15 protein-coding genes are annotated in these 16126 nt (G+C 69.4%); 5 read left to right on the top strand and 10 right to left on the bottom strand.

Features of this window, described 5'->3' with window-relative positions; translation table 11 throughout:
- A complete protein-coding gene (locus tag ACFWP5_RS39030; protein ID WP_384168066.1) occupies positions 1–393 on the top strand; it encodes a nitroreductase/quinone reductase family protein in 393 nt (130 codons plus the stop codon).
- 62 nt (positions 394–455) lie between these two features.
- On the opposite strand, the gene ACFWP5_RS39025 is transcribed toward ACFWP5_RS39030, so the two are convergent.
- The 4 genes from ACFWP5_RS39025 to ACFWP5_RS39010 form a co-directional block, all read right to left on the bottom strand.
- Positions 456–1919 (bottom strand): aldehyde dehydrogenase family protein, encoded by a 1464-nt coding sequence (locus tag ACFWP5_RS39025; RefSeq protein WP_384168063.1) that lies wholly within the window; start codon positions 1917–1919, stop codon positions 456–458.
- Entirely contained in the window at positions 1916–3646 is a 1731-nt protein-coding gene (locus ACFWP5_RS39020; RefSeq protein WP_384168060.1) for an amidohydrolase family protein, read from the bottom strand. The genes ACFWP5_RS39025 and ACFWP5_RS39020 overlap by 4 nt, the downstream gene beginning before the upstream one ends.
- A gap of 98 nt (positions 3647–3744) precedes the next feature.
- Positions 3745–4863, bottom strand: coding sequence for an LLM class flavin-dependent oxidoreductase (locus ACFWP5_RS39015; RefSeq protein ID WP_384168058.1), 1119 nt, complete (start codon positions 4861–4863; stop codon positions 3745–3747).
- A 122-nt stretch (positions 4864–4985) separates the two neighbouring features.
- Positions 4986–5756 (bottom strand): SDR family NAD(P)-dependent oxidoreductase, encoded by a 771-nt coding sequence (locus tag ACFWP5_RS39010; protein ID WP_384168056.1) that lies wholly within the window; start codon positions 5754–5756, stop codon positions 4986–4988.
- A 179-nt stretch (positions 5757–5935) separates the two neighbouring features.
- On the opposite strand from ACFWP5_RS39010, the gene ACFWP5_RS39005 reads away from it, so the two are divergent.
- A complete protein-coding gene (locus tag ACFWP5_RS39005) occupies positions 5936–6670 on the top strand; it encodes a hypothetical protein (RefSeq protein WP_384168053.1) in 735 nt (244 codons plus the stop codon).
- Positions 6671–6742: 72 nt separating this feature from the next.
- On the top strand, positions 6743–7537 hold the full coding sequence (locus tag ACFWP5_RS39000; RefSeq protein WP_384168050.1) for a hypothetical protein: 795 nt from the start codon (positions 6743–6745) through the stop codon (positions 7535–7537).
- Between the two features lie 50 nt (positions 7538–7587).
- Here ACFWP5_RS39000 and ACFWP5_RS38995 read toward each other — a convergent pair whose 3' ends face one another.
- From ACFWP5_RS38995 to ACFWP5_RS38985, 3 genes are all read right to left on the bottom strand, one after another.
- Positions 7588–8109 (bottom strand): response regulator transcription factor, encoded by a 522-nt coding sequence (locus ACFWP5_RS38995; RefSeq protein ID WP_384168047.1) that lies wholly within the window; start codon positions 8107–8109, stop codon positions 7588–7590.
- A 224-nt stretch (positions 8110–8333) separates the two neighbouring features.
- On the bottom strand, positions 8334–9236 hold the full coding sequence (locus ACFWP5_RS38990; RefSeq protein WP_384168099.1) for an LLM class F420-dependent oxidoreductase: 903 nt from the start codon (positions 9234–9236) through the stop codon (positions 8334–8336).
- Positions 9237–9253: 17 nt separating this feature from the next.
- On the bottom strand, positions 9254–10498 hold the full coding sequence (locus ACFWP5_RS38985; RefSeq protein ID WP_384168044.1) for an amidohydrolase family protein: 1245 nt from the start codon (positions 10496–10498) through the stop codon (positions 9254–9256).
- 210 nt (positions 10499–10708) lie between these two features.
- On the opposite strand from ACFWP5_RS38985, the gene ACFWP5_RS38980 reads away from it, so the two are divergent.
- Together ACFWP5_RS38980 and ACFWP5_RS38975 are read left to right on the top strand one after the other, a co-directional pair.
- Positions 10709–13666, top strand: coding sequence for a BTAD domain-containing putative transcriptional regulator (locus ACFWP5_RS38980; protein ID WP_384168041.1), 2958 nt, complete (start codon positions 10709–10711; stop codon positions 13664–13666).
- 217 nt (positions 13667–13883) lie between these two features.
- A complete protein-coding gene (locus ACFWP5_RS38975) occupies positions 13884–14081 on the top strand; it encodes a hypothetical protein (RefSeq protein ID WP_384168039.1) in 198 nt (65 codons plus the stop codon).
- 68 nt (positions 14082–14149) lie between these two features.
- On the opposite strand, the gene ACFWP5_RS38970 is transcribed toward ACFWP5_RS38975, so the two are convergent.
- The 3 genes from ACFWP5_RS38970 to ACFWP5_RS38960 form a co-directional block, all read right to left on the bottom strand.
- On the bottom strand, positions 14150–14524 hold the full coding sequence (locus ACFWP5_RS38970) for a type II toxin-antitoxin system VapC family toxin (RefSeq protein ID WP_384168036.1): 375 nt from the start codon (positions 14522–14524) through the stop codon (positions 14150–14152).
- Complete coding sequence (locus ACFWP5_RS38965) at positions 14524–14766, bottom strand: type II toxin-antitoxin system Phd/YefM family antitoxin (RefSeq protein WP_366093549.1); 243 nt, start codon at positions 14764–14766, stop codon at positions 14524–14526. Before ACFWP5_RS38965 ends, ACFWP5_RS38970 begins: the two co-directional genes overlap by 1 nt.
- Positions 14767–14889: 123 nt before the next feature.
- A partial coding sequence (locus ACFWP5_RS38960) for an AMP-binding protein (protein WP_384168033.1) occupies positions 14890–16126 on the bottom strand: 1237 nt, incomplete at its 5' end.

Raw genomic sequence — 16126 nt, 5'->3', positions numbered from 1 at the left:
ATGCCGAGCACCCCCGAGTCCAAGTACCGCAATGTCACGAGATTCCAGCGCCTGCTGAACTCGGTCACGCGCCACCTGCCCACCCAGACCGTCCTGGAGACCACCGGCCGCGTCTCCGGCGAGCCACGCCGCACCCCGCTCGGCGGCCGCCGCGTCGGCGACACCTTCTGGCTGGTCTCGGAGTTCGGCGAACTCTCCCAGTACGTCCGCAACATCAAGGCGAATCCGGAGGTACGGGTCCGCATCATGGGCCGCTGGCACACCGGCACGGCCCACCTGCTCCCCGACGACGACCCCCAGACCCGCCTGCGCACCCTGCCCCGCTTCAACAGCACGGCGGTGAAGGCGATGGGGTCGAGCCTGCTGACGGTGCGGGTGGATCTGCGGGACTGAGCCTGCTTGTTGGACGGGACTGAGCCTACTTTTTTAGGGAGCAAGAGCGAGGGGGGAGGCCCTCACCCCGGCCACACGATCGCCTGCACCTCGCTGTACGCGTGCAGCGCGTACGACCCCACGTCCCGTCCGACCCCGCTCTTCTTGAAGCCCCCGAACGGCGCCTCCATGTTGCGCCCCACGGTGTTGACCCCCACCCCGCCGGCCCGCAGCAGCCGGGCCACCCGGAACGCCCGGGCCACGTCTCCCGACCACACGTAGTCGATGAGGCCGTAGTCGCTGTCGTTGGCGAGGGCCACCCCTTCCTCCTCGTCGTCGAAGGGGACGACCACGACGACAGGCCCGAAGATCTCCTCGCGGACGACCCTCATCTCAGCGGTGCAGTCGGCCAGGACGGTGGGGGTGACGAGGAACCCCGGTCCGTCGGAGGGTCGTTCACCGCCCGCGACCACCACCGCGCCCTCCTTCCGGCCCAGTTCGACGTACGACTCGACACGCTCCCGGTGTGCCGCCGAGATCACCGGCCCGACCACCGTGTCCGGCGAGCGCGGGTCGCCGACCTTCAACCGACCTGCGTAAGCGCCCAGTTGGTCAACCAGGCGGTCGTACACGCCGCGCTGCGCCAGCACCCGCGTAGGCGCCGTACAGATCTGCCCGCTGTAGAAGGAGAACGTCGTACCGATCCCGGACACGGCGGAGGCGAGATCCGCGTCGTCGAAGACGACAGCCGCGCCCTTCCCGCCCAGCTCCATCAACTGCCGTTTCATCCCCCGCCCGCACACCTCGGCGATCCGCTGCCCGACAGCCGTGGAACCGGTGAAGCTGACCATGTCGACGTCACCGGACTCCACCGCCGCCTCGCCGACCTCCACCGAACGCCCGTTGACCACGTTCACGACCCCGCGCGGCACCCCGGCCGCCTCCAGCGCCTCCGCCATGCGGTAGACGGACAGCGGGTCCTGCGGGGCCGGTTTCACGACTACCGTGTTGCCCATGGCGAGGGCGGGGGCGATCTTGCCGGCGGGGTTCGCCCAGGGGTTGTTGTACGACGTGATGCAGGCGACGACGCCGACCGGCTGCCGTACGGCGAGCGCGCCCATCACGGCCGCCCGCCCGAACGGACCCGCCTCGTTGACCTGCGGCGCGATCGCCCACTCGGCCGGTTCGACGGTCGCGTACCGCCGGAACCGGGCTGCGGCCACGCCCACTTGCATGCCCCGTGCGGTCCCGGTCGTGGCGCCGGTCTCCGCCTGGGCGAGTTCGGCGTACGACACGAGCCCGCCGCGGATGATGTCCGCCGCCCGGCCGAGAACCGCCGCGCGCTCCTCGGCCGGCGTACGCGACCACGGCCCGAACGCCTCCCGGGCAGCGGCGGCGGCGGCGAACACCTGCCCCCGCGAGGCCTCCGGCGCCCACCCCACGGTCTCCTCGGTCGCCGGATCGACCACGGCGTAGTGCCCACCGTCCGGCTCGACCCACTCCCCGCCGACGAACAACCGCTGGCCGTCCGCCACTTGGGAACTCACTTCGTGCTCACCGTCCTGGTGTCCCGCCCCGACCGCAGCACCCGCCCCGGCACGGACCCGCTCACCACGTCGTCCCGGATGGCCTCAACTCCGTTGACCCACACGGCCCGTATCCCGATCGCCTTGGAGTCGAGGCGCGGACTGTCGCCCGGCAGGTCGTGCACCAGGGTGGCCTTGCCGGCGTCGATCCGTTCCGGGTCGAAGAGCACCAGGTCCGCATGCCAGCCCTCCCGCAACTGCCCCCGCTCCCGCAGCCCGAACAGCCGAGCCGGATCATCGGTCAGCATCTTCACCGCCTGCTCCAGCCCCACCAACTTCCGCCCACGCAAGCAGTCCCCGATGAACCGAGTCGTGTACGGCGCCCCGCACATCCGGTCCAGATGCGCCCCCGCGTCGGACCCGCCGAGCAGCACGTCCTCGTGCTGCCAGGTCTCGGCGCGCAGCGCCCAGGAGGCGGGATCGTTGTCGGAGGGCATCGGCCACAGCACCGTCCGCAACTCATCGGCCGCACAGATCTCGACCAGACACTCGAAGGCCTCCTGGCCACGCTCGGCCGCGATGTCCTTCACTACCCGCCCGGTCAGCCCCTCGTTGGCCGCGCTGTACGTATCGCCGATCACATACCGCCCGAAGTTCGCGAGCCGCCGGAAGACGCCCGCCTCCTTGCTGTTGGCATTCCGCAGCATCTCGGCGCGTACATCCGGCTCCCGCAGCCTGGCGATCCGCTCCGGCACGGGCAGGCTCAGGATCGGCCCCCACCCGGGGATCAGGTTCAGCGCGCAGAAGGTGCCGAGGGACATGTTCATCGGCGTGAGGATCGGCATGGTCAGCGCGACGACCCGCCCGCCGGCCTTCCGCGCCCGCTCACTCGCGAACAGTTGCCGGGGCACGCGCTCAGGAACGGAGGCGTCGACCGTCAGCACGTTCCAGTTCAACGGCCGCCCGGCGACCGCGCTCATCTCGACGAACAGATCGATCTCCGCGTCACTGAACTGATCCAGACACCCGGCGACGATCGCCTCGATCTGCGTACCCTCGTGCTCGCCAACAGCCCTGGAGAGTGCGACCAGTTCGGCGGGCAGCGCATGCCGAGAGGCGACCGGCTTGCCGTCACCGTCCGAGTGAGTCGTGGACTGGGTGGTGGAGAACCCCCACGCCCCGGCGTCCATCGCCTCGTGGAACAACCGCAACATCTCCGCGAGTTGCTCCTCACTCGGCTGCCCACCGACGGCATCCGCCCCCATCACATACCGCCGCAACGCACAATGCCCCACCATGAACCCCGCGTTGACAGCGATCCGCCCTTCGAGAGCGTCCAGGTAGTCGCCGAAGGACTGCCAACTCCAAGGCGCGCCTTCCTCCAGCGCCACCAGAGACATGCCCTCGACCTTGGACATCATCCGGCGCGTGTAGTCGGCATCGGCGGGACGGCCCGGATTCAACGGGGCAAGCGTGAACCCACAGTTGCCGGCCGCCACAGTCGTCACCCCGTGGTTGAGAGAGGGCGTGGCATACGGGTCCCAGAAGAGCTGGGCGTCGTAGTGGGTGTGGGGGTCGACGAACCCGGGCGCGAGAACAAGTCCGTGCGCGTCCTCGCCGGTACGGGACTCCTCAACCACCGTACCGATGACGGCGATACGACCGTCCCGTATCCCGACGTCGGCGACAAAGCCGGGCGCCCCCGTCCCGTCGACGACGGTCGCGCCTTTGATGACGTGATCGAGCACGAGGCTCGCCTCCTCAACTCCGGTACGTGTAGCGCCCCTTCAGGGGCGCGGGGAACTGCGCGACCAGCCACAACGCACCCGCACCCCGAAACGAGACCTCAAGCCGCCTGACGGAACCGCGTAGTCCGGTGCACAGGATCCGTGTCGATCTTCGGAACCACATGCTCCCCGATCAACCGAATCGTCTGCAACGTCTCCTCCTTCGGCACCCCCACCGGCAACCCGAAGCTCAACTGATCCGCCCCGGCCTGCTCCCACCGCTTGCACTGAGTGAGCACCTCGTCCGGATCCCCACAGATCAACAGCTCTTCTTCCACGAGGAGTTCGACGAACTCCGGCGTGTACTCGGGCAGGGTCTCCGGCCACACCGGGAACCCCTCAGGCCGAGGAAACGTGTCGTGGTACCGGAACACCAGCGAGGGCAGATAGTGCAGCCCCCCACTCGTGGCGATACGGATCGCCTCGTCATGAGTCGGCGCGCAGATCGCCGTCGTAGTCACCATGACGTTGTCGTTGACGAACGCCCCGACCGGCTCGGCGTTCACGATCGCCGTCTTGTACTGCTCCAGCACCCACTCCATGTCGGACACCTTCTGGATGCTGAACCCCAGCACCCCCAGCCCCTTGCGCGCGGCCATGGCGTACGACGGAGGCGACCCGGCGGCGTACCACATCGCGGGGTGCGCCTTGCCGTACGGCTTGGGGAGGATCTTGCGCGGCGGCAACTGCCAGTGTTTGCCCTGGAAGCCGACGTACTCGTCCTGGAGCCACATCTTGGGGAACTCGGCGATGGTCTCTTCCCAGATCTCCTTGGTGTAGTTCATGTCGGTCACGCCCGGTATGAACCCGAGGATCTCGTGCGAGCCCGCGCCGCGCCCGCTCCCGAACTCGAAGCGGTTGTTGGAGAGATGGTCGAGCATGGCGACCTTCTCGGCGACCTTCACCGGGTGGTTGACCTGGGCGAGGGGGTTGAAGATGCCCGACCCGAGGTGGATGCGTTCGGTCGCGTGGGCGAGATAGCCGAGGAAGACGTCGTTCGCCGAGAGGTGCGAGTACTCCTCCAGGAAGTGGTGCTCGGACGCCCAGGCGTACTTGAAGCCGGACTTGTCCGCCTGGATGACGTACTCGGTCTCCTCCATCAGCGCCTTGTGCTCGGCCAGCGGGTCCGTCTCGGCTCGCTTGCCCACGTATCCCTGTACAAAGAGCCCGAATTCCAAGGAGGTTCACCGTCCCCAATAGTTTCTGACGCTTCGTCAGATTCGCGATCTGCCGCCGACTGTGGCACCGGCCGCATGGATGGTCAAGAGCTGACGTACGGTCAGATGAGGCAGACGTACGGTCAGAAGACGGAGACGCCGGCCAGCCAGCCGCCGTCGATCACGAAGGGCTGCCCGGTGATGTAGGACGAGTCCTCGGAGGTCAGGAAGAGCGCGAGGCGGGCCACTTCCTCCGGCTTCCCGATCCGGCCGAGCGGTACGAGCTTGCGGTACAACTCGTCGAGAGCCCTGGACATCTCCTCGACATCCGCGTCCGGGTCCAGCTGAGCCGGATTGGACATCGCGGTGTCGATGGCGCCCGGGCACATCGCGTTGACCCGGATGCGCCGGTCCGCGAGTTCGAGGGCGGCGACGCGGGTGAGCCCGAGGATGGCGTGCTTGGTGGCCGCGTACGCGCCGACGGCCGCCATCCCCGTCACCGCCGTGTACGAGGCCGTGTTGACGATCGTGCCGCCGTCCTCCATCGCCGCCGCCACGGTCTTGATCCCGAGGAAGCAGCCGACCTGGTTCACCCGCACGACCTGCATGAACTCTTCCAGGGGCGTGTCCACCAGGGAGTTGAACCGCAGGATCCCCGCGTTGTTGACCAGCCCGTCGATCCGCCCGTACACCTCCTTGGCGGCCCCCACGGCGGCGCTCCAGTCCGCCTCCTCACCGACGTCGAGATGGACATAGGACGCGCCCAACTCCTTTGCCAGCGCCTCCCCTTGCTCATCCAGCACATCGGCTACGACGACCTTCGCGCCCTCGGCCGCGAACAGCCGTGCCTCCTGCTCCCCCTGCCCACGCGCCGCTCCGGTGACCAGAACGACGCGCCCGTCCAGCTTGCCCATGCGGGCCTCCTCGGGATCGGTGGATGCGGGTCATCGTAGCGTCGTACCTGACGGAGCGTCAGATGGAGTGGGAGGCCTTGCACAAGCACACTTCGAGTGCTCAAGCACACGTCAAGTGACCGCGGAGCAGGGACATTTGACTCTGTCCATACCTCGGCTCGGCTCCAAGAATGCCGGGTATGGCAAAGAGGAGATTGCGCAACAGGAAAGTCAGGTACGTGGCGATCGGCGCGGCACTCGCCACCGGCGGGGTCGTCGTCGCCCTGCTGCCGTCGGCGAACGCGGCCGACGCGAAGACGCCGGACCAGATCATGACCATGTGCGAGAGGTCCGCGGTGGTCAATGGCGAACAGCGGTCCGTGGAGGATTTCGGCGGCGCCTTCGCGGACGGTTTCCAGGCCGACAACTGCGACTACGTGGAGACGAATTTCGAGACCTTCGACGGACCCACCGAAAAGGCGTCCATCGACTTCCCCAACTGCGAGCCGAACGCCACCGATCCGGCCAAGGTGTCCATCACCTGGTCCTCGACCTCGGCCCAGGGACAGGGAAAGTACGTCTCCACCCAACAGGGCGCCGCAGGCGGCCTCTTCGGATTCCTGAGCGGGTCCTGGACCAAGCACAAGGGCACCCTCGACATGACCGTGAAGTCGGCGACGGCCGGGGACACGGAAGCGCGGGACGTGCCGGTCGGCAAGGTGCTCCACATGGAGTTCACGCCGAAGCTGCAGCGCATGACCGGCGAATGGCGGGTGCGTGTCGACGCCCGGGAGCAGACCACCGTCCTGCCCGCCAGCCCGGAGCAGAACTTCGTGGCCCCGGACGTCGTCGAGGGACCCGTCATCCTGCCCGGCGCCGCAGGTGCTCCCGGTGTCGTGGACGGCACCTCCAAGGCGGTCCTGGAGGACTGCTGAGCAACCCGACGGTCGTCAAGTAACCCCAGTTCACAGCTACTTCAGCTCACCTCACCCCCTCTGGAGACACCCATGACCCGGACCGGCCGCACGAGAAGCCACCGGAGCAAGAAGAAGCGCATCACCCTGGCCCTGGCCCCGGTGGCGGCGCTCGCGGTGATCGTCCCGCTGATGAACCAGGCGAATGCCGCCACCCCGTCCGAAGTGAGCGCCGACTGTTCCGCGGACTCCGACAAGCTGGCCGACTGCGAGTTCGTCGACGTCCAGTTCAAGGCGAACAGCCTCGGGCCCAACGAACGCGTCTCCCCGGTGTCCGACAACTGCGGTTCCACCAGCACCGCGTCGAAGACCTTCAATGTCAGCACATCGGTGACGAGAACCCTTCAGGTGGAGGAGGGAACCGTCACCGAGGCCGGTACGAAACTCGGCGACTCGCTCTTCGAAATCGGCCTGGAATTCAGTACGTCGACCATCAACATCACGCGTGACGACAAGACGACCACCCTCGCCTTCAGCCGGACGGACACCGTGCAGCCGGACAGCACCGCCTTCTTCATGTGGTCCGCCAAGCGCACCGATGTCAGCGGATTCCTGAAGGCCACGTACAAAGAGGCGCAGGACGGTCAGACGGTGTTCTTCGCGCCGAGCGAGGGAGCAGCTACTGTGCACGTCTTCTATCCGCAGATCCTGAACAACGGAACGCCCGACGGGCGCCTTTGGCTGCGGAACGTGAAATGCGCAACCACAGCGGCCGACACGGTCCCGAACTCCACGAAGGCCCTCCAGTCCGAAGAGGCCGGATTCGGTGAGGGCGGTGCCAATGTCACCGACGTCGAAATACCGCTGACGGAGGTCCCGGCGCCCTGATCCTCGCCAATCCCCGGAAAGGGATTCCGGCCGGTGTTCCCAGATGGTTCTCAGGTGCGAAGCACGGGCGTGGCTCCCAGCCACCGCAGGACCGCGTCCGTGCCGCTCCTGGCGTCCAACTTGGCATAGATGTTGCTGAGGTTGTTGCGGACGGTCTTCTCGCTCAGCCGTAATCGCTGCCCGATCCGCTGCGCGCCCAGGCCGGTCGACAGCAGCTCCATGATCTGCTGCTCGCGCGGCGAGAGCAGCGCGCGCAGCCGCTCCATCGCGTCGTCGGTCGCGGCCATCCGCTGCGCCCCCTCACGCAGGGCGGCGGTCGCCGACGGAGAGACGTAGGTGTGCCCGACGGTGGCCGCCACCATCGCCGAGGACATCATCTGGGGGCAGTGGTCGTCCTCGACCAGATAGCCCGCTCCGGCCCGGAACACCTCGACCACCGCTTCGGTGTCCCGGCGCGGACTGACCACGACCGCCGGGACACCCCGGGTGCGGAGAACCTCCAGCAGCCCCGAAAAGGACACGGCCGGGTCCTCGCAGTGCAGCACGACGACGTCCGCCGCGGTCTCCGCCAACCCCTGGTAGGGCGGGGGACATGCAGCACACGGTCCACGTACGGATCGTCCGGGGGCGGCCAGTCCTCGTGCGGCCAGGTGACCCCGGCGGAGGCCACGGCAACTACGAGTCGTTCGGAGGATCGCACTTCGGGGGTCCTTCCGCCGGAGCCATGACGTCCGTACGTCCGTACATATCCGGCGCGGCGTGACCGTGTTCAAACAGGTTGTGATCAGAGGCGTGTTCAGAGCAGGGGCCCCACCTCGGTCCCGAACCGGCTTATCTGGTCGGTGAGTTCGCCGCGGTCGCGGCAGCGGAACCGCACCTGGATCTGGTCCACGCCCATCGCCCGGTAGGCGCGAAGGGACTCGGCGAGGGCTTCGGGGGCTCCGGTGAGTGTGCGGCGCCCGACCTCCCATCCCGGCTCACCGACGTAGAGCGGCTCGGTGATGGCCCCGAACACGAACGGCCCCTGGATGGTGGCCTCTTCGCGCAGTCGCCGTATCCGCTCGATCTGTGCGGGCAGCCGGTCCCGGGGGTCGCCCTGTGGCAGCCAGCCGTCGCCCTTGAGGGCGGCCCGGCGTACGGCGGCGGGGGACGACCCTCCGACCCAGAGGGGGACGTGTTCCTGCGCGGGGCGGGGCCGCTGCCCGAGGCCCTCGAAGTCGTACAACTTGCCGTGGTGCTCGGGGAATTCGTCCGGGCCGAGGGCGGCGCGGAGGGCGTCCATCGACTCGTCGAGGACGGCCCCGCGGCGGTCGAAGTCGACGCCCAGCGCCTCGAACTCCTCCTGTACGTGCCCGGCGCCGACCCCGAGGATCAGCCGGCCGCCACTGAGGTGGTCGACGGTGGCGTACTGCTTGGCGCTGATCAGCGGGTGCCGCAGGCCGACTACGGCGACATGGCTGAGCAGCCGGACGCGCTCGGTGACGCCCGCGAGGTAGGAGAGGGTGGCGACGGGGTCGTACCAGATCGTGCTCATCGCGGCGGCGAGGCGGCGCGGGACGCCGACGTGGTCGCAGCCCGCGATGTAGTCGAAGCCCGCTCGATCGGCGGCCCTGGCGATCTCGACGAGGTCGCCTGGCCCCGCGTCGGCCTCCCACGCCTCCGCGTAGATGGTGCTCTGCGACTGGACGGGCAGCTGCATCCCGTAGGCGAGGCCGCTCACTTGGGCCCCTCCCACAGGCCGTCCGCCGTCAGGCCCAGCAGCTCGATCGCGTTGCCTCGTACGATCCGCTCGACCACGTCCGGTGCCAGGTGCCCCATCTGCGCCTCGCCGACCTCGCGGGACTTGGGCCAAGTCGAGTCGGAGTGGGGGTAGTCGGTCTCGTAGAGGACGTTCCCGACGCCGATCGAGTCGAGGTTCTTCAGGCCGAACGCGTCGTCGAAGAAGCATCCGTAGACGTGCTCGGTGAAGAGTTCGGACGGCGGGCGGTGCACCTTGTCGGCGACGCCGCCCCAGGCACGGTTCTCCTCCCAGACCACGTCGGCGCGCTCCAGGATGTAGGGGATCCAGCCGATCTGCCCCTCGGCGTACATGACTTTGAGGTCCGGGAAGCGTTCGAACTTGCCGCTCATCAGCCAATCCACCATCGAATAGCAGCAGTTGGCGAAGGTGATCGTCGACCCCACGGCGGGCGGTGCGTCGGCGGAGGTGGAGGGCATACGGCTGCTGGAGCCGATGTGCATGGCGATGACCGTGCCGGTCTCGGCGCAGGCGGCGAGGAACGGGTCCCAGTCGTCGGTGTGGATGGAGGGCAGGCCGAGGTGCGGAGGTATCTCGGAGAAGGCGACGGCGCGGGTGCCGCGGGCCGCGTTGCGGCGGACCTCGGCGGCGGCCAACTCCGGGTCCCAGAGCGGGATCAGGGGGAGGGGTATGAGGCGGCCCTGTGCGTCCGGGCCGCACCACTCCTCCACCATCCAGTCGTTGTAGGCGCGGACGCAGAGCAGCCCGAGTTCGCGGTCGGCGGCCTCGGTGAACGTCTGGCCGCAGAAGCGGGGGAAGGTGGGGAAACAGAGCGCGGACTGGACGTGGTTGACGTCCATGTCGGCGAGCCGGGCCGGGACGTCGTAGGAGCCCGGACGCATCTGCTCGTAAGTGATGACTTCGAGCTTGATCTCGTCCCTGCTGTAGCCGACGGCGGTGTCGAGGCGGGTGAGGGGGCGGTGCAGATCCTCGTAGACCCACCAGTCGCCGATGGGTCCGTCGTCGCCGGGTTCGCCCATGACGGGCTTGAACCGGCCGCCGAGGAACGTCATTTCTTTCAGTGGCGCGCGCACGATCCGAGGGCCGGTGTCCAGGTACTTCTTGGGCAGCCGGTGCTGCCAGACGTCGGCGGGCTCCACGGTGTGGTCGTCGACGGAGATGATCAGCGGGAGGGTCGCCTGGTCGGTGTGTGGGGTGTCCATGGCGCTCACGGTAGCGCCGATCTGACGACCCGTCAGCTAGCTGGATGGGGGTTGGGGATGCTCGGTTGTGTGCGGAACTGTGCGCAGGCCGTGTGAGGGCCTTGTGATATCCCGCGTGGCCACCTGTGAGTGGTACCCCCTAGAGCTGACGCATCCGCCGTGAACAAGGCAAACTGTCGTAGCTAACAGGCTTGCCTAGGGGGAACGGCGATGGACGGTGGACCGCGAGTACCGGAGCAGCGACGCCCGGGCTCCGGCTCGGAGGAGTCGACGGCGCTGCGTTTCAGCGTGCTCGGTCCGGTACGTGCCTGGCGGGGCCCTGTTTCGCTGCCCACGGGCTCGCCGCAGCAACGCGCCCTGCTGGCCGCGCTGTTGCTGCGCGAGGGCCGGACGGCGACCGCCGGCGAGCTGATCGACGCCCTGTGGGGTGACGACCCTCCGTCGCAGGCGCTGGCCGCGGTGCGGACGTACGCGTCCCGGCTGCGCAAGGTGCTGGACGCCGGGGTCCTGGTCAGCGAGTCGGGCGGGTACGCCGTACGGGGGCTGCCCGAGGGCGCGTTGGACGTGGCCGAGGTCCAGGACCTGGCGACCGAGGCGGAGAAGGCGAAGTCGGCGGGTGACCTGTGCCGTGCGCGGGAGCTGCTGGGCCGGGCGCTGGCGCTGTGGGACGGGGAGCCGCTGGCCGGGCTGCCCGGGCCGTACGCGGAGGCGCAGCGCGTCCGCCTGGAGGAGTGGCGGCTCCAACTCCTCGAATCGCGGCTGGACATGGACCTGGAGCAGGGCTGTCACGCGGAGGCGGTCAGCGAACTGACGGCCCTCACCGCGGCCCACCCGCTCCGCGAACGCCTCCGCGAACTGCTGATGCTCGCGCTCTACCGCTCCGGCCGCCAGGCGGAGGCCCTGGCCGTGTACGCGGACACCCGGCGCCTGCTCGCCGACGAGCTGGGCGTGGACCCGCGCCCCGGCCTGCGCGAACTCCAGAACCGCATCCTCCAGGCCGACCCGGGCCTGGCGGAACCCTCCGCACCGGCGGCGGAGACCGTGACGGCACCGGTCCGCCCCCACCAACTCCCGGCGACGGTCCCGGACTTCACCGGACGCGTGTCCTTCGTGTCCGAACTGAGCGACGTCCTGGCCTCGGCCGAGGGCCGCGTGATGGCGGTGTCGGCGCTCGCGGGAATCGGCGGCGTCGGCAAGACGACCCTCGCCGTCCACGTGGCCCACCAGGCCCGATCCACGTTCCCCGACGGCCAGTTGTACGTCGACCTCCAGGGCGCGGGCTCCCGCGCCGCCGAACCGGAGACCGTACTGGGCGCGTTCCTGAGGGCGTTGGGCACCGCGGACTCCGCGATACCGGACTCCCTGGAGGAACGCTCCGCGCTGTACCGGTCGGCGCTGGACGGCCGCCGGGTGCTGGTGCTGCTGGACAACGCGCGGGACGCGGCGCAGGTCAGGCCCCTCCTCCCCGGCATGGAGGGCTGCGCGGCGCTGGTGACGTCCCGTGTGCGGATGGTGGACCTGGCCGGAGCACATCTCATCGACCTCGATGTGATGTCCCCCGAGGAGGCGTTGCAGCTCTTCACGAAGATCGTCGGCGCCGAACGGGTCGCCGCCGAACGGGAGTCCGCCCTCGACGTGGTCGCGGCGTGCGGCTTCCTGCCGCTGGCGATCCGGATCGCGGCATCGCGTCTCGCGGCCCGCCGTACCTGGACGGTCTCGGTCCTCGCCGCCAAACTCGCCGACGAACGGCGCCGGTTGGACGAGCTGCAGGCCGGCGACCTGGCCGTGAAGGCGACCTTCGAGCTGGGCTACGGCCAGTTGGAGCCGGCGCAGAAGCGGGCGTTCCGCCTGCTGGGCCTCGCGGACGGACCGGACATCTCCCTGGCGGCGGCCGCGGCGGTGCTGGACCTTCCGGTGGAGGAGACCGAGGACCTGCTGGAGTCCCTCGTAGACACGTCACTGGTCGAATCGGCGGCTCCCGGCCGGTATCGGTACCACGACCTGGTGCGGCTCTACGCGCGTGCGTGTGCGGAGCGGGACGAGTGGCCGCCGAGCGAACCGGCCGCCGCGCTCTCGCGGTTGCTCGACTTCTACCTGGCCACCGTCTCGGGCGTCTACCTCATCGAACGCCCCGGCGACCGGTTGGTGGACCACCTGGAGCGCGCCGAGTATCCGGGGCTCGTGTTCTCGGACCGGCACACGGCACAGGACTGGCTGTACGCCGAGGCCGTCTCCCTGCTGGCCTGCGTCCGGCAGGCCGCGCGGACGGGGACGCTCCGGCGGGCCGTGGACGTCCTGTGGGCGGCGATCGACCTGGCCGAGTCGGGCACCAACTCCAAGGAGTACGAGGCCATGGCCGCGCTGCTGCGCACCACGGCGCGGGAGGCCGCGGATCCCCGTACGGAGGCACGGGCGCTGACGCTGCTGGCCTTCGTGCACCACATCTCCGGCTCCAGGTTCGACGTGGCGCTCCAAGAGGCCGAGCAGGCAACGGAGTTGGCCACGCAGGTCGACGATCCGCTCACCGGCTGCTGGTCCTCCAACATCAGCGGTGTGGTCGCGCTCTACCAGAACCGGCACGAGGAGGGCGCCGCCCACTTCACCCGCGCCATCGAGAGCTTCCGCGTCCTCGGGGACCGCCCCGGCGAGGCGAGCGCCCTGTGCAACCTCTCGCGCATCCACCTGGCCACCTCCCGTACGGCGAGCGCGGTGGCCCTGGCCCAGCAGGGCACGGCGATGTACGACGACATGGGGCACGATCTGAGGGGCGCCAACGGCCGGTACGCCCTGGGCCTCGCCCTCACGCAGAGCGGGCAGCTGTCCGAGGCGACCGAGTGCCTCAACCAGGCACTTCGGGTGTTCCGTGACAGCCGGCAGCGCCTGTGGGAAGGCATGACCCTGTTCCGGCTCGCCGAACTCGACCTGGCGGCACGCCGCCCCGCCCAGGCCGCGGTCAACGCCGAGGCGGCCCTGACGCTCCTGCGCGGTATCGGCGGCGAGTGGCGGCGGGGCAATGTGCTCACCGTGCTGGGACGCGGCCTCGACGGCATCGGGCAACCCGGCCGCGCCCGGGTGTGCTGGCGTGAGGCCCTCGACCTCTTCGAGACGCTGGGAGCGCCCGAGGCGGACGAGGTCAGGGGCCTGCTGACGCCGACGGCCGCCGCCTGACGCCGACGGACCCGCCTTCTCGGCACGGGCGTTCATCGTTCGTTTATCGCGGTCCGACACTCTCAGCTGTGTCGGGCCGTCGCGTCGGGGGGCAGACGGAACGGCACGTGGCCGGGCATCTATGGTGAACCGGCCTTGAGGATCCGTCCGGCAGTCCTCGGGGGAGTTGCCGGGCGGATCCCGCCCAATCACCGCACGTAACAGGGGAGCCAGTGAGATGAGCGACGACAACAGCACCGACAACGTCCACGCCACGGACGAGCCGACCACCGTGACTCCGGACAACGTGCACGCCACGATCGGGCCCGTCACGGTGAAGAACGTCCACGCCACGGGTGAGCCGATCACCGCGGTGCTCGACGAGGACACCGACGCGTCGACGGACAACGTGCACGCCACGGGCGAGCCTGTCTGACCGACCGCACCGCACGGGGGATCGGCCGCGACGGCCCAGGGGGAGCCGTCGCGGCCGACGTGTGTCCATCAGACAGTCGTGACCTGCACGTCGTACTGCGTCATCCGCTTGTCGCGCGTCACCAGCGTCATACCCTCGGTCTGCGCCTGAGCGATCAGTATGCGGTCGAAGGGGTCGCGGTGATGCGCCGGGAGCCGCCCGGCCCGCACCCCGTGCCCAGCCGTGACGGGCAGGCCGGTGAACTGACTGTCGCGAACCCGTTCGGCCAGGTCTTCCGGACCGTCCAACTTCCCCAGCGACTGTTTGATGGCGATCTCCCACGGGGTCACCGCACTCACGTACACCCCGGGCTCCGTGTCGATGAGATCCTTGATCTCGCCGGAAAGTTCGGGAGAGTCGTCCAGCCACCACAGGACCACGTGCGTGTCGAGCAGCAGTCGCATCAGCGCATCCCGAAGGCGTCGGCGATGTCGTCCGGGAGGGTGTCGAAGTCGTCCGGGATATGGATCTGCCCCCGGAGCGACCCCCGTCCCGACCGCCTCACCTTGGGCCGCAGCGGAACCACCTTGGCCACCGGCTCCCCCGCCTTGCTGATCACGACCTCCTCTCCCGTCGCGACCTGCTCCAGGATGCGGGAGAAGTGCGTCTTGGCCTCATGCACGTTGTACTGCCGGGCTGCTTCCACAACGGCCTCACGATCAGCGGAACCCATGGGTGGACTAAGTGATGGACTAAGCGTAACCCGCCCCCCTGGCCCACACCACACCGTTTCGTTCACCACCCTCTGCGGCACGCCGACCAGGCCTGCTCAGAGCCCCCGCAACTCCCCCTTCACCACCTTCCCGCCAGCGTTCCGAGGCAGCTCCCCCACGAACTCCACCGCCCGCGGCACCTTGTAGTTCGCCATCTCCCGCCGCGCCCAGGCGATCAGGTCGTCGCCGGTCAGCGTGACGTCCGGCCGCCGTACGACGTATGCCTTCCCGACCTCGCCCAGCCGCGCGTCCGGTACGCCGATCACCGCCACGTCCGCGACATCGGGATGGACGCCGAGGAGCTGTTCTATCTCCGCCGGGTACGCGTTGAAGCCGCCGACGATGAACATGTCCTTGATGCGGTCGGTGATCCGGAGATTGCCCTCCCCGTCCAGCACGCCGACGTCGCCCGTGCGCAGCCAGCCGTCCTCCCCCAGGACCTCCGCCGTGGCCGCCGCGTCCTCGTAGTAGCCCCGCATGACGTTGAAGCCGCGGACCAGCACCTCGCCCGGGGTGCCGGGAGGGGCCTCCACCCGGACCTCGGCCCCCGGAATCGCCCGCCCCGACGTCGACGCGATGACCGCCGGATCATCCCCCCGCCGGCACATCGTCACGATGCCGCTGGCCTCCGAGAGGCCGTACGCCGTGAGGACAGTGCCCACTCCCAGCTCGCCCCGCAACCGTTCCACCAGCCGCAACGGCACCACCGCCGCCCCGGTCACCACCAGCCGCAGCGCCGAGAGGTCGTGCGCGTCCCGGGCCGGGTGGTCGAGGAGGGACTGGTGCAGAGTGGGCGGGCCCGGGAGGACCGACACCCGCTCCGCGGCGATGTTCGCCAGCACCGTGTCCACGTTGAACACCGGCTGCGGGATCATCGTCGCGCCCCGCATCAGACAGGCGATCACGCCCGCCTTGTAGCCGAAGGTGTGGAAGAAGGGGTTCACGATCAGGTAGCGGTCGCCCCGGCGCAGACCGGCCAGGTCGCTCCACACCTCGTACGCCCGCAGCGTCTGCGCGTGCGTGATCACCGCACCCTTGGGACGGCCCGTCGTACCCGACGTGAAGATGATGTCCGAGACCGTCGAACCGTCCAACTCCCGTGCCCGCTCCCGCACTTCAGCGTCGCCCACCCCCTCCCCGCCCGCCAGGAAGTCCTTCCAGGTACGGAAGTCGGCGGGCGCGTCGTCCGCCAGCACCACCACCTGCTCCAGCGCCGGCAGTCCGGGCAGGGGACCGTCCCCCGCCCCCCCCCCCGCCGCCCGCCGCAACGACGCGACAGATGACGTCCCCAGG

The sequence above is a fragment of the Streptomyces sp. NPDC058469 genome, from assembly GCF_042721125.1.
Taxonomy (GTDB): domain Bacteria; phylum Actinomycetota; class Actinomycetes; order Streptomycetales; family Streptomycetaceae; genus Streptomyces.
Note: the sequence above shows the minus strand (reverse complement) of the source record. Positions and strands in the feature narration are given on the sequence as shown.

Bases quoted from the DNA above. Each gene is read 5' to 3' on its own strand.
- ACFWP5_RS39030 (WP_384168066.1), top strand. From the start codon at position 1: ATGCCGAGCACCCCCGAGTCCAAGTACCGCAATGTCACGAGATTCCAG.
- ACFWP5_RS39010 (WP_384168056.1), bottom strand. From the start codon at position 5,756: ATGGGCAAGCTGGACGGGCGCGTCGTTCTGGTCACCGGAGCGGCGCGT.
- ACFWP5_RS39005 (WP_384168053.1), top strand. From the start codon at position 5,936: ATGGCAAAGAGGAGATTGCGCAACAGGAAAGTCAGGTACGTGGCGATC.
- ACFWP5_RS39000 (WP_384168050.1), top strand. From the start codon at position 6,743: ATGACCCGGACCGGCCGCACGAGAAGCCACCGGAGCAAGAAGAAGCGC.
- ACFWP5_RS38990 (WP_384168099.1), bottom strand. From the start codon at position 9,236: ATGCAGCTGCCCGTCCAGTCGCAGAGCACCATCTACGCGGAGGCGTGG.
- ACFWP5_RS38985 (WP_384168044.1), bottom strand. From the start codon at position 10,498: ATGGACACCCCACACACCGACCAGGCGACCCTCCCGCTGATCATCTCC.
- ACFWP5_RS38980 (WP_384168041.1), top strand. From the start codon at position 10,709: ATGGACGGTGGACCGCGAGTACCGGAGCAGCGACGCCCGGGCTCCGGC.
- ACFWP5_RS38975 (WP_384168039.1), top strand. From the start codon at position 13,884: ATGAGCGACGACAACAGCACCGACAACGTCCACGCCACGGACGAGCCG.
- ACFWP5_RS38970 (WP_384168036.1), bottom strand. From the start codon at position 14,524: ATGCGACTGCTGCTCGACACGCACGTGGTCCTGTGGTGGCTGGACGAC.